This is a genomic window from Pseudomonas sp. W3I7 (genome assembly GCF_030816095.1).
GTDB lineage: Bacteria > Pseudomonadota > Gammaproteobacteria > Pseudomonadales > Pseudomonadaceae > Aquipseudomonas > Aquipseudomonas salomonii.
This window is the reverse complement of sequence record NZ_JAUSXP010000001.1, coordinates 4,445,642-4,472,176: the sequence shown is the minus strand read 5'-3', so window position 1 is coordinate 4,472,176 and position 26,535 is coordinate 4,445,642. Positions and strand designations below refer to the sequence as shown.

Sequence of the window (26,535 nt, the reverse complement as noted above, 5' to 3'; positions counted from 1 at the left end):
GCTATCGCAGGCAAGCCAGCTCCCACAGTTTGAATTGGGTTTGGTTTGAAGTCGGCGAAACACAAAAAAGGGCGGCACCCTCACAGGTGCCGCCCTTTTTGTCGCCGCCTGCCTTACAGCTTGGCAGTCAACAACGCCTCCAGCTTCTCCTGGTCGCGAGCAAACTGACGAATCCCTTCCGCCAGCTTCTCAGTCGCCATCGCATCCTCGTTGGACTCCCAACGGAACTGCGCTTCAGTCAAATGCACCCGCGCTTCACCGGCATGGCCTGGCGACAGCTTGCGCTCCAGCTTGCCTTCATCGGCCGCCAGTTTCTCCAGCAGGTCCGGGCTGATGGTCAGGCGGTCACAGCCGGCCAGCTCTTCAATCTGGCTGAGATTACGGAAGCTTGCACCCATGACCACGGTTTTATAGCCATTGGCCTTGTAGTAGTTGTAGATGCGCGTTACCGACTGCACGCCCGGATCTTCCGAACCGGTGTAGTCGTTGCCGTTGGCCTTCTTGTACCAATCGTAGATACGGCCCACGAACGGCGAAATCAGGAACACACCGGCTTCGGCGCAGGCCACGGCCTGAGCAAACGAAAACAGCAGCGTCAGGTTGGTCTGAATGCCTTCTTTTTCCAGCTTCTCCGCCGCGCGGATGCCTTCCCAGGTGGAGGCGATCTTGATCAGCACGCGGTCACGGCCGACGCCGGCTTTGTCGTACAGGTCGATCAGGCGGTGCGCACGCTTGAGAATCGCGGCTTCATCGAACGACAAACGCGCATCCACCTCAGTGGAAATACGCCCCGGCACCACTTTGAGAATCTCTTGACCCACCGCCACCGCAAAACGGTCGCTGGCCAGGCCCACGTCACCGTTGCAGTCCTTAACGCACTCATCCAGCAGCTTGGCATAGCCTGAGATCGAAGCGGCCTTGAGCAGCAGGGAAGGGTTGGTGGTGGCGTCTTGCGGCTTGAGCTTGGCGAGGGTGGAGAAATCGCCGGTATCGGCTACAACGGTGGTGAATTGCTTGAGTTGTTCCAGCTTGGAAGTCATGGGCGTGCTCTGTCCTGTGGGTCTGATGACATTACCCGAGCGCCGACAAGCGCTCAAGGGCGCAAATAGATTCGGTCGTTTGCGCGGGCAACAACCTGAAAACAGCCGTTTGAATCACCGGCCATACTGCTAAATAGGAGACCAAAACCCCCGACAGGTTCAACTCAACTGCCCCACGACCACCATCTCAAAATGTGGGAGCTGGCTTGCCTGCGATAGCGGCCACAAAGCCACCACCCGCTTCCAGCCATACATCAACCCAACTGTGGGAGCGGGCTTGCTCGCGAAAGCGGCCTGTCAGCCTCCAAATAAACCAACTGACACCCAACCCCTCACCGCCCCTCCAACAACTCCCCAGCCTGATCCAACAACGCCAACGAATCACTCGCCTTATGAATATCCACCGACAACAACTGCCTGAATCGACGAGCCCCCGCAAATCCAGTCCCCAGCCCCAACACATGCCGAGTAATGTGATGCATCGCACCACCACTGGCCAAATGCTCCGCAATATAAGGCCGCAACAACGCCAACACCTGCGCCCGACTCACCACCGGCGCCGCACTGCCAAACAACTGCTGATCCACCTGCGCCAACACATACGGATTGTGATAAGCCTCCCGCCCCAACATCACCCCATCAAACACCTGCAAATGCGCCTGGCACTCCTCCAGCGTCTTGATCCCGCCGTTCAGCACAATCTCCAACGCCGGGAAATCCTGCTTCAACTGCGCCGCCACGTCATACCGCAACGGCGGAATATCCCGATTCTCCTTCGGCGACAACCCCTCCAGAATCGCAATCCGCGCATGCACCGTAAAACTGGTACACCCCGCATCCCTCACCGTGCCAACGAAATCACACAGCTCGGCATAACTGTCGCGCCCATTAATCCCGATACGATGCTTCACCGTCACCGGAATCGACACCGCATCCCGCATCGCCTTCACGCACTCCGCCACCAGCGCCGGGTGCGCCATCAGAATCGCGCCGATCATATTGTTCTGCACCCGATCACTCGGGCAGCCGACGTTCAAGTTCACTTCATCGTAACCGGTAGCCTCAGCCATACGCGCGCAGGCGGCGAGATCGGCGGGGACACTGCCGCCCAACTGCAGCGCGAGTGGGTGCTCGGCCTCGTTGTGACGCAGGAAGCGGTCGTGGTCGCCATGCAGGATCGCGCCGGTGGTGACCATCTCTGTGTAGAGCAGGGCGTGCTTGGAGAGCAGGCGCAGGAAGAACCGGCAGTGGCGGTCGGTCCAATCCATCATCGGGGCGACGGAGAAGCGGCGGGAGAGTGGAGCGGCTTGTAGGGGCATGGGGGATCTGAGTTGGCGAGACGAATGGGGTGCAGTTTATCAGGGATGCTTATTGGGTGTAGGAGAGGCGTGTGCTGCACCTTGAATCGCCTCTAGTTTCGTATACACCCCTCGGCTGCTTTTGGTCGATAGCTGCTGGCTGGCGGGTGCGGCTGTTGAACACGCAGTTTCAGACGTAAGCAGGCAACCAAGGCTCTTGCTCGATTGCTGCAACGTCTCCCTCGGCCAATAGACGCCACAACTCCAGGATCTTCGCCTCTGGAACGTGCTTCATGTGACGAGGCTCGCCGGACTCCAGATTTTCAAAGGTCACGATTCCTGACAGGTGCACAGAAATGCACCAGTCTGCCTCGTTGGTTACCGAAACCTCACCGTGTTCCTCATCTTCCGGGCGAGTTTTCAGTTCGGCGAGAAGCTCAGGGAATGTGTGTACACCGGGATTCGAGCTCATGGCGCCGTATCTGTGTGTGACGTGATAGCTCATGTTTACCTCGTGACTATTTAGTGGTCTGACCCCGATATTTTCAAGGTGATAGCTATTTCGTATATCGTGGGCTGATCACAATCTCCCCTTGCAAACACTGACGCCCTGCGAGTCTGCCAGCCCTAATGCCGCTAGAGCTGGATGATTGGTAAAAACTATTATTCAGGAACGAGCAAGTTTTAGATTTTTGCCTGAAAACTTCAGCCTGGAAGTAGGCTGTTCAATAAAGCGGAACGTCAGGTAGGCGGTCGCTAGCGAAGCCAACAGAACAAACCAGGCAGCGTTAAAGCTGCTCATGTTGTAATAGAGGGCGCCAATTATAAAGATGGGATGAAACAGGTAAATGCTGAAGCTGAGTGTTCCCAATGTTCTCAAAGGCTTGGTGGAAAGTGCTTTTTTCAATAACCCATTATGGTTTACTGACGCCAGCAGAACCAACGACCAGACTGCGGAGTACAAGATAAAATCTTTGTGGAAGTAATTGCTCTCCACAGGAGCAGTGATAAGAGAATACACCGTGGGTGTCATGATTATCACAGCCGCTATGCCAACATAGCCCAGGTACTGGCACAACGTTGGAAACCAGGCTTTGTCCTGCAGTGCTTCTTGCAAAAACGCGACAAAGATTCCCGTGATGAATATCGGCAGGTAGGGCATGAATCGTGGGTCGTTAAGCAAGGATTCGCCTTCCGGTGATATCCACTGGGAAAGCAGAATCAGGCAGACGTAAAGCGCTGAGCACGCAATGAGCCCTTTCTTTTTGGCTACCAAAAACATCCCGGCCAGAAAAGGAAGTACGAAGTAAAATTTGAATTCTACCGCGATGCTCCACGTGAGCCCTTGAGATTCGGTGAGTATGAGTTGGTTGAAAAGCCCATACAGGTCAAGATTGAAGGGCTGCCCGTAGCCAACGCCATAGTACTTCAACGATGCCCAAGTGGTGACCAGAGCCAGTAATAGATAAAAGGTGTACAAAGGGTAAATTCTGAAGAAGCGTCTTTGCCAATAGTTCAACATGAACGCGCGGGTGAATATTTTATTGCTGGTTGTAATGATTTGACGGGTCAGCAGGAAAGAACTGAGCAAGAAAAAAAGAAACACGCCCGATTTTCCTATGCCCCTAAAGTCCAAAGAAGGAAAGAAAAACATATTGAGGTTGCTGGTATGGCTCAGCACTACAATTAATGCAGCCAACCCGCGCAAACCATCTAGAGCGTCAATCTGGAGCAGTTTATTCGATATCGCTCTATGTATCATTGTCAGGTTTGCTTCCCTGTGGCGCTAATAAAGAACCGGTCAGGAGTTTATAGACTGCTGATGGGATTCGCTTAAAGAGGCGAAATTGTAGCGGAATACCCGGTCCCACGCATCAGGTCGGCATCCTGCAATCAACCTGCTGTGGATTGAGGGAAAGCTATCGGCAGCTTGGCGTAGCCTACGCTGAGAATCTGGGCTAGCTGAAGTGTACACAGCGCTACGAACGTCCTCATACCTTCATGGATCCACCTTACTGGCAGACCGCGGATTACGGAGTGCGAAGTATCGTGGTCTGACCCCGATATCTCGCCGTTTTTTACCCCCTCCCAACCCTCGCGCACTAACTTGGTGCGAAACCCATGGGACTGCCATGGGACTGAGAAAGCCGATTTTTTAGAGCGAGAGCATCGCTGCAGCCCGCGTAAACCGGGCACTTGCATAATGAAAGTGACTTTGCGGGTAGTTTCGAATCTCTCCTTCACCGCCACAATCAGTAAACGCTAATACGTGATTCCCTGAAGAAATTCGGATGTTTTCGGTTTCTGAGGTCTGAAAAAGGGCCAAATGGGACAGATGCGCCATTTGGTGCGATAAAAAGCTTGATGAACGAATGCTTAGGTCAATGTGATCCGGCGGAGTGAACTAGGCTTTTCAAATCCATCGCTCAAGGACGATTTCTATGCCTGATAACTCAGACTCCAACATCGCAACGGCAGATGCGCTGACATTGCTCCTGCACAACCCTTATGCCCAGGCGGCGGCAATAAAGGAGGTCAACGTATGGCTTTCAGCAAATGGAGTAGAGGGTGTTGCAGATAACGCGGTCGCGGCCATGGAAACCCTGGAAGTAAAGCCAAAGCGGTTACAGAGGCGATTATGCGACTATGGCAGTTATAGGGAGTCACCCTGGCAGGCAGCAATCGGCAAATAGCGGACTTGCGCCTGACCAAGGTGGTACTGCTGCTAACGACCGTTTTGCCGGATCAACTTTTAACCGTGTCCCGCTGTATCTCACATGATCTTCCCATCAGGAATCGATACGCCGCCCGCATAGGTTAGAGGTGATAGGAATCATTGTCTCGCATGCATATGAAAATAATACGCCCGAAAGCTAGTATCAATAACCCTGCTAAGGTGAGTAATATGCCCTGCGTTGCACCGTCCAAACTTTCCCAGCGAGTTTTGCTTAGTCGCCTGCCATCAACCCATACCCAATCTGCAACGCCACGATATATTAAGCTGCCATCTTCTTCAGCTTTTCCGACGATATTTCCATTGTAAAAAGAGAATTCATGCCCGTCCGTATTTTCTACTACTTCTCCGTTTAGTCGTAAATATTTAATGTTGCCGCTAATTGTTAAGCCCTGCATGGAGCCTTGAGAGATCAAGTCACTGATTCGCTCAGGCTTAATGTTACTAACTGATAACCAACCTTCGAATCCAGTAAGGCTGAAAGAGTTCTGCTTAGAAAAGCTATACACCTTGTTTATCCGGGTTTGATGCATCTCAAGACTAATTTTTATTATGCCAGCCTTTGAGGTATTCAAAGGTAAAGTTGATCCGGATAAGTTGAAGGGGGCGCAGATACCTGGCGTGGCTCTCGATTCTATAGGCTTGAATGTGAGCGAGTAGATCTTTCCGTTCAAATTAAGCTTTATTGTCTTTTTTACGGTTGTTATTTCGGAAGCGTCATTGGTAGACAGAAGTGGAAACTGAATTATAAACTTTTTTGATGTCTCATTTGACCAGTACTCAGTCAAGTCGTTAGTCATCAAAAATCGATTAAATTCGTGCCCTTTATCATCCTTGAAATGCCATGTGGGTGCTACCATTGAGTGAGGAGCTTCAATGTTTCCCTCACCTGTTTTAGATCCTAAGATCACCACGCCCTTATCTAATGTGATGGAGAACTCTTTTAATTTTGTAACTTTTAATGCTTTCGATGTATCTATGCTTGTTTTCAATAAATCACCAGATGTGCAACCATCGAAGGCGGCGATAGTAATTTCAAACTCATCAGAGTTAGTGGCTTTCCAGCCTAACTTCGCATTGTCTGCATTACCTTGAAAGGTAAGGCTTCCGTCAAACTTACCCTTCAAAAATTCAAAATCATTTTGAGTGTTTTTTTGAGGTTCGCAGTCGCACTCGGATGCATTTTTTTGCAGCTGCCGCTCTTTCATTTCTTGATTTATAATATACATTGCGCCCGATCTGGGTGATGTTTTTGCTTCTATGTTAGTTGGGGTTGGGTTGAAAACCAAAGTCAATGCGTAGTATTGAAATAAGAAGACGAGTAGCCCCAGAACCGCCGGTAATAATGAGGATAAAAGTTCCGCTAATTTCACATGTTCGACCATGCTTTTCTTAAAGCGCTCCGAGCCCCAAAGAATTACAATCAAAAGAAATGATGTTAATGGGGCGCCCACTATATTGCTAGCTATGCTTTCTAGAAGTTGAGGCCCTGTGAACGTCTTATGCCAAAAGAATGATCCTATATCTAAGAGGGACATGAAGGCGAACGAAGTGACGGAGGTCAGGATGATTGCTCCCCGCATCGAGCGACTTCGATAAATGCTTATTGTCAAGGTCGCAGCCCCAACGCTGTAAAGCAAATAATTATTTCCGAAAATCCACTCTTTAAAGCTAGGAAAACTTATGAGCGCATCCTTATAAACGCTTTGATAAAGACTCGAGCTAGGACTGGTTAATAGAGCTAGTCCATGTTGCTGAAATGAGGGGCCTAAAGTAAGCAGAAGAAGTGCGCAAAAGAAAATTGACACTAAGGCTGTATATTTTGTTACTTGACTAAATTTAATTGTCAGCAATTTATTCTTGAGTCCGTTCAGGATGGGAGTAGGACCACGCAGGGGTGAGGCAAAGCATACCGTACGGGTATAAAGACCGGCGGAAAAGTATTCCGGGTAGGAGGTAGATCATTCCACACGGGCCGAGCGGCCGCTAGGGTATGGAGCAAAGGTAACCACACAACTAGGTTGAATCGGAGTGAGGCGGTGATGCAGCAATTTCTTTGAGGGTAATAAATACTCGCTTGCCATGGCGAGTGGCTCCTGATTTAAAGAAATCAGGCATAGCAGCAGGAATATGATTGCTACCGCCAGCGATTAAGGGCGGGGCTTCGTTTCAGAAGGGGTGATGGTACTAAAGTGGTACGGGGTTTTCTGATCAGCTCTGAAACAGGCGGCCTACAGGGTCTATAGGGTCAGTAGTTCCAATCCATCATTGAGACGATTAACTCAGCTTGAGTGATCTCGACAGCGGGCTAAAATTCACAAGGAAATTTCCCACACTTTTCTCAGCTTGCCCCTCAGACCACCCCTAGCTAACCTCCCCAAACCGCTGGAAACCCAGCGGCCGGATGTGGAAGTCCGTACCAAGCTAAGACGCAATCGTCACAAACACCTACCGGCGTTTTTTTACGTCTGTATCATGTGTTTCGGCGGCTGTGCGCGGGGCACTTCGGTGCGCCGGGTCCTTAGCCCTGGTCTTCCACACCTGCGTACGGCTGCCACCCTCATGTGGAAGTGAGATTGGCAGTTCCTGAACAGTTAAGGAGCTTCGCCATGCACAAGGTCACACCGAATCCGCCTCATGCCTCAAACGCTGAACCCACTGATGCCAAGCTTCAAGCTGCGGCTCAGCGTGCTATTCATCATTACTTGCCGCCATCTGACGACGATGCAATCTCTGAACCCACACCCGGCAACCTTTTCCGCGTCAGCCCCAACATCGACACCGAAACCCTCCTAGCCAACGCCGCCGAGCACCTCGATTCCGCCAACCAAATAACCGCCACCCTGGCCTTCGACCTCGAAGACCCGCACCGCGCCATCATCCTCGGCATCCAGCAACTCATCGACCTAAGCGCTCTGCTCGTCGCCCGCGCCCAAGAGCAGGTCGCGCCCGCCGCCAACCCAACCACCGCCTGACCCCCAACCCCGCCGCCTTACCCCAAGGCGGCAACCTGAACCCGTGCTGTCACCGCGCAAAATTTCATAATCCCCAGCGCCTTTGAGGTCTACGATCCTCTTCAGGAGAGGACCCTCGCGCCTCCAGCCCACAGGGAACTGAAAACATGATCTCGAACCTGGTTAAAGTCGCGTTGATTGCTGGCACGTTGCTGTTGGGCGCTTGTTCGACGGGGTCGTCGGGCGGGAGTGGTGACCCTTGTTTTACTGGCGGATGCCAGGCGTTTGGGGACCATAGCCCGAGCAAGGCGGCCAAGATGAATTTTGGCGGGAGTGGGTTGGGGAGTAGTTATGGGGAGTATGGGTCGGGGTTGTTGCACGACGATTGAACCGTGATGTGCAGGGGGGGCGATAGTGCGAGTTGGGTGTTGCGCTAAAAGAACGCCAGTTACGTCACTGCCCGTTTCTACGCAGCTGGCGTATTTAACTTGCCGTTAATTTTACCTCCTCAGTAAATTCGAACCCAATTCACATTCTTGGGATTTGGAGAAGGGACCGGGCCGTTGATGCCGGAGTGATGGCCATAGATCGCTGTGTTGGCCCACACTTTGTTGGCTTCGGCGCACAGGCGCACGGCTGCGGCGAAGCCGGCGATGTCTTCGCCGCAGGTTGAGATGTAAACGGCGCCCGGTGCTTGCCCAGCTTGCATATTGCCCTGTACTGTCGCCAGGAAGGCAGGCGCTTCAATGGAAAGCGTCGGGCCCTCATCGCCGATATGCTCGTTAGTGCCGTGTGCAATGACGACAATGACCGCGCCGCCGGCAATGTTCAGGTTCGTGTTGCGCACCGCTGCCCAGTGATGACGTGCAGTCACAGCAGGCCAGTCGACATTCAGAGGAGTGGCGAGGATGTCTGCATCGGTACTCATTTCAAAGACAATAGTCATGATTTATTCCTTATTAATCTGAGCTTGAATGGCGTTAAATCCTTCAGGGCTGAACGACTCAAGCACTGTTCGCCAGTGCTGCAGTGAAAACTTTCTTTACACGTTTTACGATCGCGCCACCGTCGAAGTTATCTGACTCTGCCGTGAGCGCTGGCGTGGCATCATTTACAGCGCCGTTAGCAGGGGCGCCGATGGCTTTCAGCTTTTTGCCGATGGCCTCCAGGCGTGTATTCAGAACATCGCTGATACCTGTGTACTTGGCGAGCGTGGCCAGATAGCCGTCGACAGTGGGGTCGAGTTTGCTGACCACTTTGTCGATTTGCTTTAATTGATTGCGCATGGACTGTTTCTGATTTTCGTACGCCAGCAAGTCGTTCAACTTGGTAACCGCCTTGCCCTCTTTGATGGAGAAGCGTACGTCGAATAAGAACAGCGTCTGGACAATCGATTCGTCGTTCAAAAAGTCTTTGCGGTGATAAGAGTTCTCCATCACCGTAATGAACAACGTCATGCCGGGTGCCAGCGGCTTTTTATCGGTTTTTACGGTAATGCCGGTTTCAGTTTTTGAGCCTGCGCTGGTCAGCAGCCCCTGAATGACGTCAAACGCTGCGTTAGCGATCAACAGGTCCAGGTTTGTCATCGCCTCAATCGCCTCAGTGACTTCAGCAGTGGGTGTGTCTTTCTTCGCATTGTCGGGCAACTTTTCGCCAAATATTGCCTTGCGGCACGCGTCGATCATCACATTGATTGAGGCCAGCGACCACTCGCTGACGGTCGTCAGGTGCTGGTAACTGCTTGATATCATGGATGAGTCGTCATTGTACTTACTGTAATGCTCTTTGATTTTTTCATTCAGTCGGGTGGTTTGTGTGGCCAGGCTTTTATCAAGATCCTCGCGCATTTGATCCACGTAAGCCTGGAATTTGGTGTTGAGCTTTTGTTGCTCTTCGATCGTATTTGACTGTCCCATGTCTAGCTCCAAGTGTTGGATGAAGTCGGACTTTCTTGTGCGCTACTGCTCTTTCCGTTTCCTTGTGCGCATCAAGAAAGTTGACAGCTAGAACATGATCTTGAACTGGGCATAGCTCAACGCATTCAAGTTGAGCAGCGTGCAAGGTTTTGGGTAATGACTTGCGCAGCGCTCAAATGCAGGGTGAATTGATCGCCGCGAGGAATTTTTCCAAGTGCTCAATGGCGTCGTCAGGAAGGGTGGACAGGAATTTACGTGCGTGTTGGCCAGGGGCGCCTTTGAGGGTATGGTGCATATCCATCGTGCCGCGGCCTAACAGCAGCCAGTCGGCGGAAACATCCAGCAACTCAGAGAGCGCGATAATGTTTCCGACGGTTATCTTGCCGTTCTTTCTCCAGCGAGATACGGCACTTTCTGTGACGTCCAGCGCGACTGCGACGGCGTAAAGTTTGGACAGGTTTCTGCGCTCCATTGCCTCACAGATTCGTACTCCAAGTGTTGATTGCATAAAGTCACTCCATGCTTGGAAAGTTGGATAACTGACTGTATGCAGTGCAACGTTAGGCGTTCCAGGGATATGCCATTTGGAGAACACTTGTCTGGACGCTGAATGTGTAAGAACGCAGCCAAATCAGTCAGGGCCTGCGTTCTTTCCTTGCGACTTAATGTCCACCTTTCATGCGGCGGGCGATGAGGTAGATGCCCAGGCCGACCAGTGCGGTGGCGGCGCCGATGTAGCCGGTGCTGGTCCAGCCATATCCCGCTGTAATTGCCATTCCGCCTAACCATGGGCCCAGCGCGTTTGCCAGGTTGAACGCTGCGTGGTTGGACGCTGCCGCGAGGCTCGGGGCTTCGTGGGCGATGTCCATCAGGCGGATTTGCAGCGGCGCGGCCATGGCAATCATGGTGCCGACCAGGCCGATGCCCAGCAGTACGCTCCACAGCGAGCTGGCGGCGAAGGTGAAGAAGATCAGCACGGCCATCGACCACACCATGATCCAGCCCACGGCGCGAAATTGCAGGCGGTCGAACAGTTTGCCGCCGGCGATGTTGCCGATGATGCCGCCGACGCCAAAGGCGGCGAGGCCGAAGGGGATCCATTGGGGCGAGACTTTGGTCACTTCAAGCATGGTCGGGGCGAGGTAGCTGAACACGCAGAACATGCCGGCAAAGCCAATCGCGCCGATGGACAGGGCCATCCACACTTGGGGTTTGGTGAAGGCGCGCAGTTCTTTGCGCGGGTCGCTGCGCGGTTCGTCGTGGCGGTCGGGGACGAATTGCCAGACGAGGGCGATGGTGCACAGGGCGATGGCGCTGACCAGCGCGAACGCCGAGCGCCAGCCCAGGTGTTGGCCGAGGAAGGTGGCGATGGGGTTGCCGAGCAACATGGCGAGGGTGAGGCCCATCATCACGCGGGCCACGGCGCCGGCGCGTTTGTCGTTGGGCACCATGCTGGAGGCGACGACGGCGGCGATGCCGAAGTAGGCGCCGTGGGGCAGGCCGCTGATAAAGCGGAAGGCCACCAGCGAGCCGAAGGTCGGGGTGAAGGCGGTGGCGAGGTTGCCCAAGGCATACAGGCCCATCAGCAACAGCAGCATGTGTTTGCGCAGCAGTTTGGCGCCGAGGATCGCCAGCAGTGGCGCGCCGACCATCACGCCGAGGGCGTAGGCGCTGATGGCGTGGCCGACTTGGGGTTCGCTCAAGCCCAGGTTCTGGGCGATGTCGGGCATCAGGCCCATGATGGCGAATTCGCCGGTGCCGATCGCGAAGGCGCCCACGGCCATGGCCGCTTCCATTTTGGCGGCGCTGCGCGCGGGCAGTACGTGCCCGGGTGTTTGCTGGGTAGTCATGGGTAACTCTGTAGGAAAAAAGTGCACGAAGGACAGTGGCCGATGCTACGCAAGCTGCCACGAAAGTGTCTAGAACAGCGTTTTGCGCGAGCGTTCAGTTTGATTAAACACCCTGTGACCCCAGGTCGCGGCTGCGACGCTTGACACCTGGGGGTTAAAAGCCGCGATTTAGCGCTGTCAATTGGCCAAACGGCGCATAAATGCGGTTCAGCGTGATATTCTGCGCGCCGTCTTGGTCTAGTCTTTCCCCGGTGCGTACACCCGTATACGTCCCGGCGGTTGGCTGTCGCCCAGGTAGCTGAAGCCAATAATGATAAGAAGTCAGCGCAGAAGGGACAAAAACAGTGAGGTCGCTACGTCGGCCTTGTGTGCCCACCCTACGGTCTGCAAAGTCAGGGGCGGTAGGGCGGATGGCGTTTTATCATAGGTGCTACTGATGTTTAAGAAAGTAAACACTGCCCTGCTGGGGCTGGCTTTGTCGATGGGGATCACGTCCGTTCACGCGGAAGAGGCAAAGAAAGTCGATGTGCTGCTGATCGGCGGCGGCATCATGAGTGCGACCCTGGGTGTGTGGCTCAACGAGCTGCAGCCGGACTGGTCGATGGAGATGGTCGAGCGTCTTGATGGCGTGGCCGAAGAAAGCTCCAACGGCTGGAACAACGCCGGTACCGGTCACTCGGCCCTGGCCGAGCTGAACTACACCCCGGAAAACAAGGACGGCACCGTTGAGATCCCGAAAGCGGTCGAGATCAACGAAGCGTTCCAGATTTCCCGTCAGTTCTGGTCCTGGCAGGTGCAGCAGGGCGTGTTGAAGAACCCGCGTTCGTTCATCAACTCCACACCGCACATGAGCTTTGTGTGGGGCGATGACAACATCAAGTTCCTGAAAAAGCGCTACGAAGCCCTGCAAGCCAGCCCGCTGTTCGCCGGTATGCAGTACTCCGAAGACCCGGCGCAGATCGCCAAATGGGTTCCATTGATGATGGAAGGCCGTGATCCGAAGCAGAAGATCGCCGCCACCTGGACCCCGATCGGCACCGACGTGAACTTCGGCGAGATCACCCGCCAGTTCGTCGCGCACCTGCAAACCACGCCGAAGTTTGATCTCAAACTGTCGAGCGAAGTGCAGGACATCACCAAGAACGCCGACGGTTCGTGGCGTGTGAGCTACAAAAACCTGAAAGACGGCACCAAGACCGAAACCGACGCCAAGTTCGTGTTCATCGGCGCGGGCGGCGGTGCACTGCACCTGCTGCAAAAGTCGGGCATTCCTGAAGCCAAGGAATACGCCGGCTTCCCGGTTGGCGGTTCGTTCCTGGTGACCGATAACCCGGCCATCGCCGAGCAGCACATGGCCAAGGCCTACGGTAAGGCTTCGGTTGGCGCGCCACCGATGTCGGTTCCGCACCTGGACACCCGCGTGCTGGATGGCAAGCGCGTGATTCTGTTTGGCCCATTCGCAACCTTCTCGACCAAGTTCCTCAAAGAAGGCTCGTACCTGGACCTGCTGACCAGCACCACCACCCACAACATCTGGCCAATGACCAAAGTCGGTATTCGTGAATACCCACTGGTTGAGTACCTCGCTGGCCAACTGATGCTGTCTGATGACGACCGCTTCAAGGCGCTGCAAGAGTACTTCCCGAACGCCAAGCAGTCCGACTGGCGCCTGTGGCAAGCCGGCCAGCGCGTGCAGATCATCAAGCGTGACGAAGAGCAGGGCGGCGTCCTGAAACTCGGCACCGAAGTGGTCAGCTCCGCCGATAACACCATCGCCGGCCTGTTGGGTGCATCGCCAGGCGCGTCCACCGCGGCTCCGATCATGCTGACCGTGCTGCAAAAAGTGTTCAAGGACAAGGTCGCGACCCCTGAGTGGCAAGCCAAACTGCACCAGATCGTACCGAGCTACGGCACCAAGCTGAATGACAGCCCTGAGGCTGTTGCGAAGGAGTGGGCCTACACGGCCGGCGTCCTGCAACTGACCCCACCGCCTGCCATTCCGCAGCTGAACGCTCCAAAGGCAACCGAAGCCACCGAGGCTGCCAAGCCTGCGGCTGAGCCGAGCAAGCCGGCGTCTGACCTGGCGCTGTAAGCCAAGCCTGATGTTAAAAAGCCCGCTGAACCGGTAACGGTCAGCGGGCTTTTTTGTGGGCGTGTGTTCAGGTGTGGGAGCGTTCGGCGGGCGGCAGTTCCACCGTGCGCTCGGCGGCGGCCAATGCGGCCTTTAAACCGGCTTTATCCAGCGGCACGCAGTACGCAGGCTTGGCCCGCTCAAAGCGCCAGCTGTCATCCAGCGTTCCCGCGTCCACGGCGTCGAAACCCAGCCCGTCGAGCAGCGCAATCACGTGCGCCTTCGCCGTCGCATCATCGGCGGCCACCGGCAGGGCGCGGCGGCCAGGCGCGCCATGGGGGCGGGCATCGCGGTTGATGTCTGAGGCAAAGATCGCATTAAACACTTTGACCACCTTTGAGCCGGCAAAATGCTCGGCCAACAGGCGGCTGGTGGTGGTTTCAAAACGGTCCAGCACCGCGATATGCCCATCGCGCTCAGGGTAGTAATTGTTGGCGTCCAGCACCGTTTTGCCTTCCAGCCACTGCGCGGGCACGCTGCGGTAGTGTTCGAGGGGAATCGCCACCAGCACTACGTCGCCAAACTGCGCGGCTTCCTGCGCGCTGCCCACTTGCACGCCGGGGATGCCGCTGCGCACGCTGCTCATGGTCTGCGGGCCACGGGAGTTGCTCAGCATCACCGCGTGCCCGGCCGTCAGGGCCAGTTGGGCCACGGCGCGCCCGATAAAACCTGCTCCAATCACGCCGATCTTCATGGTCTTGCTCCTCGTCAGTCATCGAGCGGTTATGATGATTGGCAACTGGCTGGCGATAAATGAGCGTTTCGACGCGGGTGTTGTTACTGGGAGTGGGGAATGATGGACCGTCTTTCAAGCATGAATGCCTTTGTGATGGCCGCTGAGTTGGGCTCCTACGCCCGTGCCGCGGAGCGCTTGAACATGTCCGCGCAAATGGTCGCCAAGCATGTTACCGCCCTGGAGCAACGCCTCGGCGCGCGCTTGCTCAACCGCACCACGCGTCGGCAAAGCCTGACGGAGTTGGGGCACGCATACTACGAACGCTGCAAACATATCCTGACCGAAGCGGAGGCGGCCGATTCGCTGGCGCAGATCATGAATGACACGCCGCGCGGCAAGCTGAGAGTCACCGCCCCGGTCACCTTCGGTTCCTACAGCCTGATGCCGCTGATTACCGCGTTTTTGCGCGATAACCCGGACGTGGAAATTGACCTGCACCTCACGGACCGTTTTGTCGACCTGGTGGAGGAGGGCTATGAGGCGGCGTTCCGCATCGGCCCCCTGGCCACCACCGGTTTGACCGCGCGGCCGCTGGCGCCTTATCGCCTGGTGGTGTGCGCAGCGCCTGCTTACCTGGCGGCGCGGGGGACGCCACAGTGCCCGGCGGACCTTGCGCACCATGAATGCCTGGGCTACGCCTTTTGGTCACGCCCGGCGGACCGGGAATGGGTCTTCCACCAAGGCGCGACGCCCTACACGGTGCAGGTCGCCAGCCGCCTTCAGATCAACGAAAGCAGGGCGTTGATGTCGGCGGCACTGGATGGCTTCGGCATCGTGCTGGGCGCCGAAGACTTCCTGCGCCCGGCCTTGGCCCGGGGCGAGTTGGTGCGGGTACTGCCGGCATTTGAGGCGCCCAGCCGCCCCATGCACTTGGTCTACACCGCCAACCGACAGCGCACCGCCAAGTTGCGGCGGTTTATCGAGGCGGTGCTGGCGCGCTTCGGCTAAACGTGAGGGCTCAAATGTGGAAGCCCTGTTTAACCTGCGCATACAGATGCAGGGCCAGTGCATTGCTGCTATCGCACAGCAGGTACAGATGATGCACCGGCAGTGGGGGTAACTCGAACCCTGCAATCTTTTGCGTCAGCCCGCTGCCCATGCGGCTTTTCTCGATCAACCCCACCGCCACGCCGCTGCGAATGCAGGCCTCGACCGCCGTGGAGTTGGGGCTCTCCAGCAATACCCGGTGGTAAATCCCGTGATCCTTCAGCGCCTGCAACGCCGCCGCACGGTACGGGCAGCCGGCCACCGGCACGGTGATCGGCAGCGCTGCATTCGGCGCGCAACTGAAGCCCTCGGCCGCCACCCACAGCGGCTGCACCGGCCCCAGGCGTTCGCCCTGGGCCAGCGGTTGTGCGCTGACGGTGATGGCCAGGTCGAGCTGGTTGGCCATAAACATAGTCAGCAGTTCGCCGCTGGTGCGCGCTTCGACTTCCAGCTCCAGCAGCGGGTTGTCGGCGATCAAGCGGGGCAGGAACGCCTGCATGAACGCCGGTGCATAGGTGTCGGGAATGCCCAGGCGGATCTTGCCCTGCATGCGTTGCGGCATCAGCGCGATCAGCAGGCGGTCGTGGCTCTTGAGAAACTCGGTGGTTTCGCCCAGGAGCTTCTTGCCGTACAGGGTCAGCTCGACGCCTTGGTTGCTGCGGGTGAACAGGCGCTGGCCGATTTGGTCTTCGAGCTTTTGAATCTGTGTGGTCACGGTCGACGCGCTGCGGTGCACATGCTCGGCCGCCTCATTGAAGCGTCGAAAGCGGGCCACGGCGTGGAAGGTGCGCAGCAGGTCGATGTTCAGTTGTTTGGCCATGATTCCACTATTGCGGATTAGTAATCCAGGTAATTCAAATATACAGAAGCATGCGCGGCCCTTAGCCTTCAGTCAACGTGCACTGATGGGAGGCTTCATGACGCGATCAACCTTAAAGCGGCTGCTGTTGCAGGCGGCGTTTGTGCTCTCGTGGAGCTCCGGCTATATCGGCGCCAAGTTAGGTACTCAAGGCGGCGGGGCGTTCAACCTGCTGTTCTGGCGCTTCCTGTTGGTCTCGGTGTGCCTGGGGTTGTTTTTGAACGTGAGGTTGCTGACGGTTTCATGGGCTCAGATCCGCCATTACGCTGTCATCGGCTTTCTGTCGCAGTTCCTGTACCTGAGTTGCCTCTATGTGGCGATCCAAAACGGCTTGCCGCCCGGCATTGCTGCCATCATCGCAGCGCTGCAGCCGTTGATGACGGCGGCACTCTCGACCGGCAGCGCGGTGGAGCGCAGCGGCGGCTGGCAGTGGGTCGGGCTGATGATCAGCTTTGCCGGGGTGTCGATCGTGATTGCCGGGCAATACGGCAGCGGTGGTCAAAGCGTTGGCCTGGTCATGTACCTGTTGCCACTGGCCTCGGCGTTGGGGCTGACGCTGGCGACCTTGTATGAGCGCCGCACCGTACAACGCCAGGGCGCAGGCTTGGTGTTGCCACTGTTCATCCAGTCGCTGCTGACCCTGGTCGGCTTTACCGCTGCGGTGCTCTACACCGACACGCTGAGTATTCCCCGTGACCCTGACGTGTTGATCTCGATTGTCTGGCTGACGCTGTTCTCCACATTCGTCGCCTACTTGAGCTTGTGGATGTTGTTGCGGGTCATGACGGCGACCCATGTTGCGGCGCTGGTCTATCTGGAGCCGCCAGTGACTTTGGTGTGGGCGGCGCTGATGTTTGGCGATGTGATCGCCGGGTCGACCTACGCCGGCATGGCTGTGGTGGTTGCTGGGTTGCTATTGGTGCGCTTGAAACGACCGGCCGTCGCGTGTGCCTCGTGAGGCCTGCGGGTTCAGCAAGCTGACAGACACCACCTGTTACAAAGAACCCAGGCCTAAGCAGGAGCGCGGCTGAAACAAGGGGGCATTTTTTATCGGTGCAGGTGTTGGGCGTTAACGCCCGAGGATTTTTGTATGTTGCTACGTTATGCGGCATTGGCGGCGTTTGTCGTCGCGGCGTCCGGGTGTGTACAAGAGCGCGTGGTGCATGAGCGCGGGCCGGTGCAACGTGAGTATGTCGAGGTGGTGGCGCCACAGCCGCCGCCGGTGCAGGTGATCGAAGTCGAGCCGCCGGCACGCTATGGCTATGTGTGGTCACGCGGTTACTGGCGCTGGGAAGGCGGGCGCTATGTAGCGGTGCACGGCCATTGGGAGCAGGTACGCGAAGGTTATCGTTACGTGCATCCGCACTGGGTGCAGCGCAATGACGGTTACCACTGGCAGGGCGGTGGCTGGGTGCGCTGAACCTGGCACCTGACAAAACGGCTAGCTCGGCTTTTGGGTGCCTAATAGCTTGACCTCACGCAGCAACGCGGCACCGAGTTGATCGCTGCCCAGTTCCTGATAGCCGACTATCTGGGTCGCGCCTTGTTCTTCGGCCTGGATGATGATCACCGGTGTTTCCTTGCCGGTGGCTTCATCCACATGCAGGGCGTACTGCGGCACATCCACGTTGATCGGTGAACCCGCCGGCTGGCCTTGCACATTCAGCGTAAACGCCGCGCAGCCGCTGTCGATGTCCACGCTGGTCGCGGAGCGGCCGCTGACGAAGCAGGTTGTCGGCAGGTCGGGCCAGGTGATGGTGTCGGCCAAAGCGAGGGTGGGCGCCATGGCCATGGCAACAAGCAGCAACGTGCGCACGTGGTGAGTACTCTTGATCAAGGGCAGTGGCGTTTTTTACCAAAGCCCGGCATTCGTCGCAATGCTGCGGTTCAAGCCAAGCGCTTCATTCCCGTGGCTTTTGCCGCATCAAGGTCAAAGGTGGCGGTGTATTCACAGCCGGCTGCATGGGCGCAGCGTTCGATCAGGTAGTCGGCGAAATCGGCTTTGCCGGCCGTGAACCGGCGCAGTGCCTGCCAGATAATCTCGGCGTGCTCGACGGTCAGTTCACGGGTGCGCAGCAGCGTTTCCAGCACGGTCACCACGTCGCTTTTGGCCGATTGATAGCAGCTTTGCAGCACCCAGACCAATTCCACCACCGACACCAGGCTGACAAAGCCCGGCGACACGCTGGTGAGCGACTCGATCAGCGCCGAGGCCTTGGGGGATTGCACGGGGTCATCCTGGGTGACGTAGCGCACCAGCACATTGGTATCGAGCCCGATCATCCGGCGTTTGCTCCTTGCGCGGCGATGGCGCGGTTCATGTCTTCGATCGATACGGCCTGTGCGGGCTTGCGGATCAGCCCCTTGAGGTCGTGCACGGTTTTGCTCGCGGCGATAATGGAAAACTTGCCGTCTTCCGTTTCGACAAATTCAACCCGGTCGCCTGTTTCCAGGCCAAGCGCGGTGCGCACTTGCACGGGGATAGTGATTTGCCCTTTTGAGGTGAGTGTGGCGGTGGCCATAGCGAAGATCTCCATCGTGATATTCCTTACACTAAGGTAAGGATTGATGAAGGACAAGATCCGTTGGTCCATAGGGGGCTCGACTGGTGTGAGTGAGTGGGAACAGGTAAAACCCTAGCTCGAACGTTGCGCGCTCACACGCCCGCCTGCGACCCAAAGAGATACAAGCTATGACCGAACGTCAGCTCATTATTCCCGCCGCCATGCAACCCATTGTCGAACGTGCCGGCTACGTGCCGGCGGTAAAAGTTGGCAACACTCTTTACTGCGCAGGCCAGGTCGGTCGCACGCCGCAATTGGCTGTGATCGAAGATCCCGAGGCGCAATTCATCGCGGCCTGGGGAAACCTGCGGCACGTCTTGGAGGAGGGCGGTTGCAGCTTCGATGACGTGGTGGACATGACCACCTATCACGTAAACATGAGCCAGCACATGGCGGTTTTCCGTGAGGTGAAAAACCGCCTGTTCCCACGCGGGCATTGCGCCTGGACCACGATCGGGGTGTCCGAACTGGCACACCCCGGCCTATTGGTGGAAATCAAATGTGTGGCGGTGCAGCGCTAGTTACTGCACCACGCGATAGCACGGCACATAGGCGGCGCCGCCCGGCAACTTCATGCGGTGCTGGGCGACAAACGCCTGCAACAGCTCGTCCAACGGCTTCATGATCGCCGGGTCGCCGTGGATCTCATACGGGCCGTGCTGCTCGATCAGGCGAATGCCCTTGTCCTTGACGTTACCGGCCACGATCCCCGAGAACGCACGGCGCAGGTTGGCCGCCAGTTCATGGGGCGGCAGCGCGTGGCTCAGTTGCAGGCTGGCCATGTTTTCGTGGGTGGGGTCGAACGGGCGCTGGAAGCCTTCGTCGATCTTCAGCAGCCAGTTGAAGTGGAACGCGTCGTTGCGCTCACGACGGAACTGCTTCACGGCCTTGAGCCCGGCGGTCATCTGGCGCGCCACTTCGGCCGGGTCGTCGATGATGATCTGGTAGTGCGCCTGGGCCGCTTCGCCAAGGGTGGCGCCCACAAACGCGTGCAGCTGTTGCAGGTACGGCGCGGCCTGTTTCGGCCCGGTGAGGATGACCGGGAACGGCACGTCGCGGTTGTCCGGATGCATCAGGATGCCCAGCAGGTACAGGAACTCTTCGGCCGTGCCGGCGCCGCCCGGGAAGATGATGATGCCGTGGCCCACGCGCACAAAGGCTTCCAGGCGTTTTTCGATGTCCGGCAGAATCACCAGCTCGTTAACGATAGGGTTTGGCGCTTCGGCGGCGATGATGCCCGGCTCGGTCAGGCCCAGGTAACGGCCGTTGGTAATGCGTTGCTTGGCGTGGGAAATGGTTGCGCCTTTCATCGGGCCTTTCATCACGCCGGGGCCGCAGCCGGTGCACACGTCGAGGCTGCGCAGGCCCAGTTCGTGGCCGACCTTCTTGGTGTATTTGTATTCTTCGGTATTGATCGAGTGCCCGCCCCAGCACACTACGATTTTCGGCTCGACACCTGGGCGCAAGGTACGGGCGTTGCGCAGCAGGTGGAACACGTAGTCGGTGATGCCCTGGGAGTTGCTCAGGTCGATGCGCTGGCTGTCCAGCTCGTTCTCGGTGTAGACGATATCGCGCAGGGCGCTGAAGAGCATTTCGCGGGTGCTGGCGATCATTTCGCCATCGACGAAGGCATCGGCCGGCGCATTCAACAGTTCCAGGCGCACGCCACGGTCTTGCTGGTGGATACGCACTTCAAAGTCTTTGTAGGCGTCGAGGATGGTCTTGGCGTTGTCGATATGCGCGCCGGTGTTGAGGATGGCCAGGGCGCACTGGCGGAACAACGTGTAGATGCTGCCGGTACCGGCTTCACTCAGTTGCTGGACTTCACGTTGGGACAGGGTTTCGAGGCTACCCTTGGGGCTGACGGAGGCATTGATGACTTGACGTTGGGGCATTCTGATTCCTTGAAAGCACAGCCATCGCAGCCGCCAGGGGCGGCGATGGCTGGAGAATGGTGAGCGCCGAACTCGGTCGCACTAGACAGTTAGTTTGGCCGCCACAAGGGCAGGGCGCAAACACCGTCAACACCATCATGCCGCAGAACTTACTGAATCAGCTTCCAGTTTTTGTAGAAAACCCGACGCAGGGTAAACACCAGCCCGGCAAAACCCGAAATCACGGCATTCAGCACCGAGGGCAGCAAGGTCGGCCGCACGATGTCAATGAACAGGCAGTAACGCTTTGCGTCGTTTTTGTTGAAGGAGGCATGCATCAGCGTGTCATCGAAGATGAACAGCGGGTCATCGTGCCAGTAGTGCTTGTGCTTGCCGACCTGGATGTAGACACCGTCGTGATGCGGCGCCGGCGCCATGTTGTAGAGCACGCGGAACATCATGCGCAGCGGGCCGAAGTGGAAGGACGTGGAGCGGTTTTCGTTGAACACCGACACGCCGATGGTCTTCACAAACGGCAGTTTCTTGCGCAGTTGCGGGATGTCCAGGGTGGTTTCGATCGGGCGGCCGTACCATTGGAAGAACAACATGCCGCGCTTTTTCTCGGCCATGCGCTCGTCCAGGTAGCTGATGATTTCGTCCTTGTTGGCCATGGCGTCGTCGATGACTTGTTGCAGGTCTTCGCGCCAGGCCGGCGGCAGGTCACGCATGGTGTAGACGTGGCGGTTGCGCAGGCTCAACAGGTCGAACAGGGTATTGAACGGCGCCAATATCCAGGTGTTGCGGCCGTTGCCGACGAAGTATTTCTTGATGGTGTCGCGGTCGTACAGGCCGTTGCGCAGGAAGTCATAAATGCCGCAGAACAGCACCAGCAGCAGAAACACCAGGCTGGTACGTGGGAAGCAATAGATGAACAGCAGTACGCCGAGCACCCAGGCGACTGAGACCAATTTTTTTTGCACAGCACTTTTACTCATGAAGCGAGGCTCCGGACCTGAAACAAAGCGAAACAATCCCGCCATGATAGTGGGTTATCAAGGTGCCGGGCGTTTTAAATATTGCGAATTTGTGAAAGCAGGACACAGTTTTTAACCAGGCGGTGCGGTGCGCCCACGGTTTTGCCGATTGGATTTTGTAAACAGAAGATTTACGTCTATCGTGACGCTTCGGTTTTTCGCGCGTCATAGACCGGTACGATTGAAGTTGAATGGCCACCACTGGCCGTCGACCCCTTGGAAGAGGCAGAAATTTTATGATCATCAAACCGCGGGTTCGTGGCTTTATCTGTGTGACCGCTCACCCTGTTGGCTGTGAAGCGAACGTCCGAGAGCAGATCGACTACGTAACCAGCAGCGTATCCAAAAGCGGCGCCATCAAAGGCGGCCCAAAGAAGGTGCTGGTCCTCGGCGCTTCCACCGGTTATGGCCTGGCCGCGCGCATCAGTGCTGCGTTTGGCTGCGGCGCCGACACCCTGGGCGTGTTTTTTGAGAAAGAAGGCGAAGAAGGCAAGCTGAGCTCCGCCGGCTGGTACAACAGCGCGGCGTTCGAGAAGTTTGCCGTGGAAAAAGGCCTGTATGCCAAGAGCATCAACGGCGACGCGTTCTCTGACGAGATCAAGCGCCTGACCATCGAAACCATCAAGAAAGACCTGGGCAAGATCGACCTGGTGGTTTACAGCCTGGCCGCGCCGCGCCGTACCGACCCGCAAGGCGTGGTGCACACCTCCACCCTCAAGCCGATCGGCAAGGCCGTGACCCTGCGCGGTATCAACACCGACAAAGGCGTGGTAGTCGACACCACCCTTGAGCCTGCAACCCAGGAAGAAATCGACGGCACCGTGAAAGTCATGGGCGGCGAAGACTGGCAGCTGTGGATCGACGCCCTGCGTGACGCCGATGTGTTGGCCGAAGGCGCCAAAACCACCGCGTTCACCTACCTCGGCGAGAAGCTGACCCAGGACATCTACTGGAACGGCTCCATCGGCGAAGCCAAGAAAGACCTCGACAAAAAAGTCCTGACCTTGCGCGACAACCTCGCTGCGCTGAAGGGCGACGCCCGTGTGTCGGTGCTCAAGGCCGTGGTTACCCAGGCAAGCTCGGCCATCCCGATCATGCCGCTGTACCTGTCGCTGCTGTTTAAAGTGATGAAAGAGCAGGGCACCCACGAAGGTTGCATCGAGCAGGTTTACGGCCTGTTCAAAGACAGCCTGTACGGCAGCGAGCCGAAGCTGGACGCCGACGGCCGCCTGCGCGCCGACCTGGCTGAGCTGGAGCCGAAGGTTCAGGACGCCGTGGCTGCATTGTGGAACCAGGTGACCGACGACAACGTCAACGAGATCAGCGATTTCGCCGGCTACAAGGCGGAATTCCTGCGCTTGTTCGGGTTTGAAATCGATGGCGTGGACTATGAAGCGGATGTGAACCCGACTGTGAAGATCAAGGGCCTGATCCACGCCTAAACACGGTCAAAAAAATGTGGGAGCCTGGCTTGTGTGGGAGCTGGCTTGCCTGCGATACAGTCAGCTCGGTATATCAGTTACACCGAGGCGATGCTATCGCAGGCAAGCCAGCTCCCACATTTGCCTTGGGTTAATTCAGAACCCTCCTACATTCCCTCGCGCTCCCACCCGCCTTCACAATCTGCCAGACTCCCTCGGCTATCAAGCCACGCTAACGGAGGATCTGATGACGATTCGTGCAGTAGTTTTTGATTTTGGCGGTGTCCTCTTCGATTGGAACCCGCAGCACCTTTACCGCCAGCTGATTGCCGACGACGCCGAGCGGCAACACTTTCTCGACACCATCTGCACCCAAGCCTGGAACACCGAACAGGACGCCGGCCGCAGCCTCGCCGAAGGCACCCGCCACCTTATCGAGCAACACCCGCAGCACGAACCCTTGATCCAGGCCTATTACGACCGCTGGCACGAAATGCTGCGTGGCACGCTGCCTGAAGGCGTGGCGATTCTTGAGGCGCTGCACAAGGCCGATATGCCGCTGTTCGGGCTCACCAACTGGTCGGCGGAAACCTTCCCTTACGCACGGGCAAACTATCCGTTCCTGCAGCACTTGCGCGATATCGTCGTGTCCGGCGAGGTGAAGTTGATCAAGCCCGATCCCGCGATTTATCACGCGAGCCTTGCCCAGGTGCGCGCTCACTTACCGGATATCCAGGCCAGTGAAGTGGTGTTTATCGACGACGTTGCCGGCAATATCGAGGCCGCTGAAGCCCTCGGCTGGCAGGGCATTCACCATGTGTCGGCCGAACGCACTGCGGCGCGTTTGCGCGAGTTGGGCGTGAGCTTTTAGCGCGCCCACTTTTCCATGGCGAAATCCACAAAGGCGCGCAGTTTGGGCAGGCGGTAGCGGTCCTGTCGGTAGAGCAAGTGCATGGGGCGGCTGGGCAGTTGATAGGTGGTCAGCAACGCCACCAGCTTGCCGCTCTCCAGGTCCGGTTGCACCAGGGCATCGGCCAGCATGATGATGCCCATGCCGTTCACGGCCGCCTGGCGCAAGCCTTGGGAGCTGTTGATGGTCAATGCTCCGTCCACCGGCACCTCCACTTCGCCTGCATCGCCGGTCATGCGCCACAGTTTGCTGGTGTCGCGCCAGTTGTCGTTCGCCGGGTAGGCAAACGCCAGGCAGTCGTGCTGGCGCAAGTCGTCGGGCGTTTGTGGAATGCCACGTCGCGCCAGGTACGCCGGTGACGCGCAGAGTGTCAGGGTGTAGGCCTGCATGGGCCGGGCGATCAGGCTTGAGGTTTCCAGTTCGCCCAGGCGGATCGCAACGTCGAAGCCGCTGTCGACCAGGTCCATGCGCTCATTGCTGAGTTCGACATACAGATTGATTTGCGGGTAGCGCTGGGCAAATTCGCTCAAGGCCGGTGTGAGGCGTTCGGTGCCGAACACCGGTGGCGCGGTGATGCGCAGGCTGCCTTTGGGCGTTTCGCTGTGGATTTGCTCCGCCAATAGTTCAGAGTCGGCCACCAGCCCCAGCACCTCCAGGCATCGCTGGTAATACTGCCCGCCAAATTCGGTGAGGCTCTGTTTGCGCGTGGTGCGCTTCAGCAAGCTGACCCCCAGCCGTTGCTCCAGCGCGCGCAAGTGGTTACCGACCATGGTGGTCGACAGCCCGCATTCCTGCGCGGCGGCGGTCATGCTGCCGGCTTCGACCACTTTCACGTACACCGACATCGACTGGAACAGATCCATTATCAAGCCCTGGTTTAAAGTCATTGCAGGAAAGCGCAGTTTATCCAGCTCAGGTGGCTAACGATACTGGCAGCATCACAACGATGCACTGGAGCCTGCCACCATGAACGCCGCCTGCCTGATGACCACCTATCAACCCATGGCCCTGAGCTTTACCCGTGGCCTGGGCACGCGCCTGTGGGACCAGCAGGGCCGTGAATACCTCGACGCCGTGGCCGGCGTGGCGGTAACCAATGTCGGGCACTCCCACCCCAAATTGGTGACGGCGATCAGCGAGCAGGCGGGCCTGTTGCTGCACACGTCGAACCTCTACAGCATCGACTGGCAGCGGCGCCTGGCCGAGCGGTTGGCGCAGTTATCCGGCCTGGACCGTGCGTTTTTCAATAACTCCGGCGCTGAAGCCAACGAGACCGCGCTGAAACTGGCGCGGCTGCATGGTTGGAAAAAAGGCATCGAAGCGCCGCTGGTGGTGGTGATGGAAAACGCATTTCACGGGCGCACCCTCGGCACCATGGCCGCCAGTGACGGGCCGTCGGTGCGCCTGGGTTTCCAGCGCCTGCCGGGGGATTTTCTCAAGGTGCGCTTTGGCGACTTGGCCGCATTGGCGGCCATTACCGAACAATTCGGCACGCGCATCGCGGCGGTCTTGCTCGAGCCGATCCAGGGTGAAAGCGGCGTGCTGCCCGCGCCGCCCGGTTACCTCAAGGCGCTGCGCGACCACTGCACGCGCCACGGCTGGTTGATGATGCTCGATGAAATTCAGACCGGTATCGGCCGCACCGGCGCCTGGTTTGCGTTCCAGCATGAAGGCATCGTGCCCGACGTGATAACCCTGGCCAAAGGCCTCGGCAACGGCGTGCCCATCGGTGCGTGCCTGGCCCGGGACGCCGTGGCCCAGTTGTTCACGCCAGGCAGCCATGGCAGCACGTTCGGCGGTAACCCGCTGGCTTGTCGCGTGGGTTGCACGGTGTTGGACATCATTGAAGAACAAGGCTTGCTGCACAACGCCGCGCTGCAGGGCGAGCGCCTGCTGGCGCGGTTGCGGGTGGAGTTGAGCGAGCACCCGCAGGTGCTGGCGATTCGCGGGCAAGGCTTGATGGTCGGCATCGAGCTGGCCAGGCCTTACCGTGACCTGGCCCAGCGTGCCGCCCAGGAGCAGGGGCTGCTGATCAATGTGACGCGGGGCAAGATCATCCGCCTGTTGCCGCCGCTGACGCTGGATGGCAAAGAGGTTGAGATGATCGTGCGGGCGATCACCCGTCTTCTGGACTGAAACCGGATCAAACTGTGGGAGCTGGCTTGCCTGCGATAGCGGTGTGTCAGCCACTGTAGTTGGTACAGACAGTCCGCTATCGCAGGCAAGC

At 57.5% G+C, this 26,535-nt stretch carries 27 protein-coding genes and 2 pseudogenes; 12 read left to right on the top strand and 17 right to left on the bottom strand.

Features of this window, described 5'->3' with window-relative positions; all coding sequences use genetic code 11:
• Positions 1-113: 113 nt before the first annotated feature.
• The 4 genes from tal to QF043_RS20600 all read right to left on the bottom strand — a co-directional run bounded on the left by tal (position 114) and on the right by QF043_RS20600 (position 4,100).
• Positions 114-1,040: a transaldolase gene (gene tal, locus QF043_RS20615; protein WP_058419631.1), complete on the bottom strand. Its 927-nt coding sequence runs from the start codon at positions 1,038-1,040 to the stop codon at positions 114-116.
• Between the two features lie 332 nt (positions 1,041-1,372).
• Entirely contained in the window at positions 1,373-2,359 is a 987-nt protein-coding gene (dusA, locus tag QF043_RS20610) for a tRNA dihydrouridine(20/20a) synthase DusA (RefSeq protein WP_307419996.1), read from the bottom strand.
• A gap of 169 nt (positions 2,360-2,528) precedes the next feature.
• Positions 2,529-2,843 (bottom strand): hypothetical protein, encoded by a 315-nt coding sequence (locus tag QF043_RS20605; RefSeq protein ID WP_307419995.1) that lies wholly within the window; start codon positions 2,841-2,843, stop codon positions 2,529-2,531.
• 162 nt (positions 2,844-3,005) lie between these two features.
• Positions 3,006-4,100, bottom strand: coding sequence for an acyltransferase (locus tag QF043_RS20600; protein ID WP_307419994.1), 1,095 nt, complete (start codon positions 4,098-4,100; stop codon positions 3,006-3,008).
• 124 nt (positions 4,101-4,224) lie between these two features.
• On the opposite strand from QF043_RS20600, the pseudogene QF043_RS20595 reads away from it, so the two are divergent.
• Together QF043_RS20595 and QF043_RS20590 are read left to right on the top strand one after the other, a co-directional pair.
• Positions 4,225-4,378, top strand: a pseudogene (locus QF043_RS20595) (DNA adenine methylase); the annotation flags it as partial.
• Positions 4,379-4,779: 401 nt separating this feature from the next.
• A pseudogene (locus QF043_RS20590) lies at positions 4,780-4,997 on the top strand (hypothetical protein).
• A gap of 158 nt (positions 4,998-5,155) precedes the next feature.
• Here the strand turns inward: QF043_RS20590 and QF043_RS20585 are convergent.
• The gene (locus tag QF043_RS20585; RefSeq protein WP_307419992.1) at positions 5,156-6,610 is read right to left on the bottom strand and encodes a hypothetical protein; all 1,455 of its coding nucleotides are present in this window, start codon (positions 6,608-6,610) and stop codon (positions 5,156-5,158) included.
• Positions 6,611-7,681: 1,071 nt separating this feature from the next.
• Between QF043_RS20585 and QF043_RS20580 the strand changes: the two genes are divergently transcribed.
• Both QF043_RS20580 and QF043_RS20575 read left to right on the top strand, forming a co-directional pair.
• Complete coding sequence (locus tag QF043_RS20580) at positions 7,682-8,047, top strand: DUF6124 family protein (RefSeq protein WP_307419991.1); 366 nt, start codon at positions 7,682-7,684, stop codon at positions 8,045-8,047.
• 146 nt (positions 8,048-8,193) lie between these two features.
• Complete coding sequence (locus tag QF043_RS20575; RefSeq protein WP_056857260.1) at positions 8,194-8,415, top strand: hypothetical protein; 222 nt, start codon at positions 8,194-8,196, stop codon at positions 8,413-8,415.
• 119 nt (positions 8,416-8,534) lie between these two features.
• On the opposite strand, the gene QF043_RS20570 is transcribed toward QF043_RS20575, so the two are convergent.
• The 4 genes from QF043_RS20570 to QF043_RS20555 all read right to left on the bottom strand — a co-directional run bounded on the left by QF043_RS20570 (position 8,535) and on the right by QF043_RS20555 (position 11,792).
• Complete coding sequence (locus QF043_RS20570; protein WP_305458630.1) at positions 8,535-8,972, bottom strand: hypothetical protein; 438 nt, start codon at positions 8,970-8,972, stop codon at positions 8,535-8,537.
• 58 nt (positions 8,973-9,030) lie between these two features.
• A complete protein-coding gene (locus tag QF043_RS20565) occupies positions 9,031-9,942 on the bottom strand; it encodes a hypothetical protein (protein WP_307419990.1) in 912 nt (303 codons plus the stop codon).
• Between the two features lie 172 nt (positions 9,943-10,114).
• Positions 10,115-10,450: a helix-turn-helix domain-containing protein gene (locus QF043_RS20560; protein ID WP_305458632.1), complete on the bottom strand. Its 336-nt coding sequence runs from the start codon at positions 10,448-10,450 to the stop codon at positions 10,115-10,117.
• 154 nt (positions 10,451-10,604) lie between these two features.
• Positions 10,605-11,792, bottom strand: coding sequence for an MFS transporter (locus tag QF043_RS20555; protein WP_058422783.1), 1,188 nt, complete (start codon positions 11,790-11,792; stop codon positions 10,605-10,607).
• A gap of 436 nt (positions 11,793-12,228) precedes the next feature.
• Here QF043_RS20555 and mqo point away from each other — a divergent pair, with 436 nt between their 5' ends.
• Positions 12,229-13,884 carry a malate dehydrogenase (quinone) gene (gene mqo, locus QF043_RS20550; protein ID WP_138816174.1) on the top strand — a complete coding sequence of 552 codons (1,656 nt, stop codon included), beginning with the start codon at positions 12,229-12,231 and terminating at the stop codon, positions 13,882-13,884.
• 67 nt (positions 13,885-13,951) lie between these two features.
• Here the strand turns inward: mqo and QF043_RS20545 are convergent, their stop codons facing one another.
• The gene (locus QF043_RS20545) at positions 13,952-14,617 is read right to left on the bottom strand and encodes an NADPH-dependent F420 reductase (protein WP_307419989.1); all 666 of its coding nucleotides are present in this window, start codon (positions 14,615-14,617) and stop codon (positions 13,952-13,954) included.
• Between the two features lie 99 nt (positions 14,618-14,716).
• Here QF043_RS20545 and QF043_RS20540 point away from each other — a divergent pair, with 99 nt between their 5' ends.
• Complete coding sequence (locus tag QF043_RS20540; RefSeq protein ID WP_307419987.1) at positions 14,717-15,607, top strand: LysR family transcriptional regulator; 891 nt, start codon at positions 14,717-14,719, stop codon at positions 15,605-15,607.
• Positions 15,608-15,617: 10 nt separating this feature from the next.
• On the opposite strand, the gene QF043_RS20535 is transcribed toward QF043_RS20540, so the two are convergent.
• Positions 15,618-16,466: a LysR substrate-binding domain-containing protein gene (locus QF043_RS20535; protein ID WP_307419986.1), complete on the bottom strand. Its 849-nt coding sequence runs from the start codon at positions 16,464-16,466 to the stop codon at positions 15,618-15,620.
• Between the two features lie 97 nt (positions 16,467-16,563).
• Between QF043_RS20535 and QF043_RS20530 the strand changes: the two genes are divergently transcribed.
• Together QF043_RS20530 and QF043_RS20525 are read left to right on the top strand one after the other, a co-directional pair.
• Positions 16,564-17,463, top strand: a complete 900-nt coding sequence (locus QF043_RS20530; RefSeq protein WP_307419985.1) for a DMT family transporter — start codon at positions 16,564-16,566, stop codon at positions 17,461-17,463.
• A gap of 132 nt (positions 17,464-17,595) precedes the next feature.
• Positions 17,596-17,925 carry a YXWGXW repeat-containing protein gene (locus QF043_RS20525; protein WP_219268022.1) on the top strand — a complete coding sequence of 110 codons (330 nt, stop codon included), beginning with the start codon at positions 17,596-17,598 and terminating at the stop codon, positions 17,923-17,925.
• Positions 17,926-17,946: 21 nt separating this feature from the next.
• Here QF043_RS20525 and QF043_RS20520 read toward each other — a convergent pair whose 3' ends face one another.
• From QF043_RS20520 to QF043_RS20510, 3 genes are all read right to left on the bottom strand, one after another.
• Positions 17,947-18,291: a hypothetical protein gene (locus tag QF043_RS20520; protein WP_307421457.1), complete on the bottom strand. Its 345-nt coding sequence runs from the start codon at positions 18,289-18,291 to the stop codon at positions 17,947-17,949.
• Positions 18,292-18,392: 101 nt separating this feature from the next.
• Entirely contained in the window at positions 18,393-18,788 is a 396-nt protein-coding gene (locus QF043_RS20515) for a PIN domain-containing protein (protein WP_056857253.1), read from the bottom strand.
• The gene (locus tag QF043_RS20510; RefSeq protein ID WP_307419982.1) at positions 18,785-19,042 is read right to left on the bottom strand and encodes an AbrB/MazE/SpoVT family DNA-binding domain-containing protein; all 258 of its coding nucleotides are present in this window, start codon (positions 19,040-19,042) and stop codon (positions 18,785-18,787) included. Before QF043_RS20510 ends, QF043_RS20515 begins: the two co-directional genes overlap by 4 nt.
• Positions 19,043-19,197: 155 nt before the next feature.
• Here QF043_RS20510 and QF043_RS20505 point away from each other — a divergent pair, with 155 nt between their 5' ends.
• Positions 19,198-19,590: a RidA family protein gene (locus QF043_RS20505; RefSeq protein ID WP_307419981.1), complete on the top strand. Its 393-nt coding sequence runs from the start codon at positions 19,198-19,200 to the stop codon at positions 19,588-19,590.
• Here QF043_RS20505 and ppnN read toward each other — a convergent pair whose 3' ends face one another.
• Positions 19,591-20,964, bottom strand: coding sequence for a nucleotide 5'-monophosphate nucleosidase PpnN (gene ppnN / locus QF043_RS20500; protein ID WP_056857250.1), 1,374 nt, complete (start codon positions 20,962-20,964; stop codon positions 19,591-19,593).
• Between the two features lie 149 nt (positions 20,965-21,113).
• The gene (locus tag QF043_RS20495; protein ID WP_017137465.1) at positions 21,114-21,938 is read right to left on the bottom strand and encodes an aspartyl/asparaginyl beta-hydroxylase domain-containing protein; all 825 of its coding nucleotides are present in this window, start codon (positions 21,936-21,938) and stop codon (positions 21,114-21,116) included.
• A 275-nt stretch (positions 21,939-22,213) separates the two neighbouring features.
• Between QF043_RS20495 and fabV the strand changes: the two genes are divergently transcribed.
• Together fabV and QF043_RS20485 are read left to right on the top strand one after the other, a co-directional pair.
• Complete coding sequence (gene fabV, locus QF043_RS20490; protein ID WP_307419980.1) at positions 22,214-23,419, top strand: enoyl-ACP reductase FabV; 1,206 nt, start codon at positions 22,214-22,216, stop codon at positions 23,417-23,419.
• A gap of 226 nt (positions 23,420-23,645) precedes the next feature.
• Positions 23,646-24,269 carry an HAD family phosphatase gene (locus QF043_RS20485; protein WP_307419979.1) on the top strand — a complete coding sequence of 208 codons (624 nt, stop codon included), beginning with the start codon at positions 23,646-23,648 and terminating at the stop codon, positions 24,267-24,269.
• Here QF043_RS20485 and QF043_RS20480 read toward each other — a convergent pair.
• A complete protein-coding gene (locus QF043_RS20480; RefSeq protein WP_307419978.1) occupies positions 24,266-25,171 on the bottom strand; it encodes a LysR family transcriptional regulator in 906 nt (301 codons plus the stop codon). The two genes, QF043_RS20485 and QF043_RS20480, sit on opposite strands and share 4 nt — an antisense overlap.
• Positions 25,172-25,274: 103 nt before the next feature.
• Between QF043_RS20480 and QF043_RS20475 the strand changes: the two genes are divergently transcribed.
• The gene (locus QF043_RS20475; protein WP_307419977.1) at positions 25,275-26,444 is read left to right on the top strand and encodes an aspartate aminotransferase family protein; all 1,170 of its coding nucleotides are present in this window, start codon (positions 25,275-25,277) and stop codon (positions 26,442-26,444) included.
• Positions 26,445-26,535: the final 91 nt, after the last annotated feature.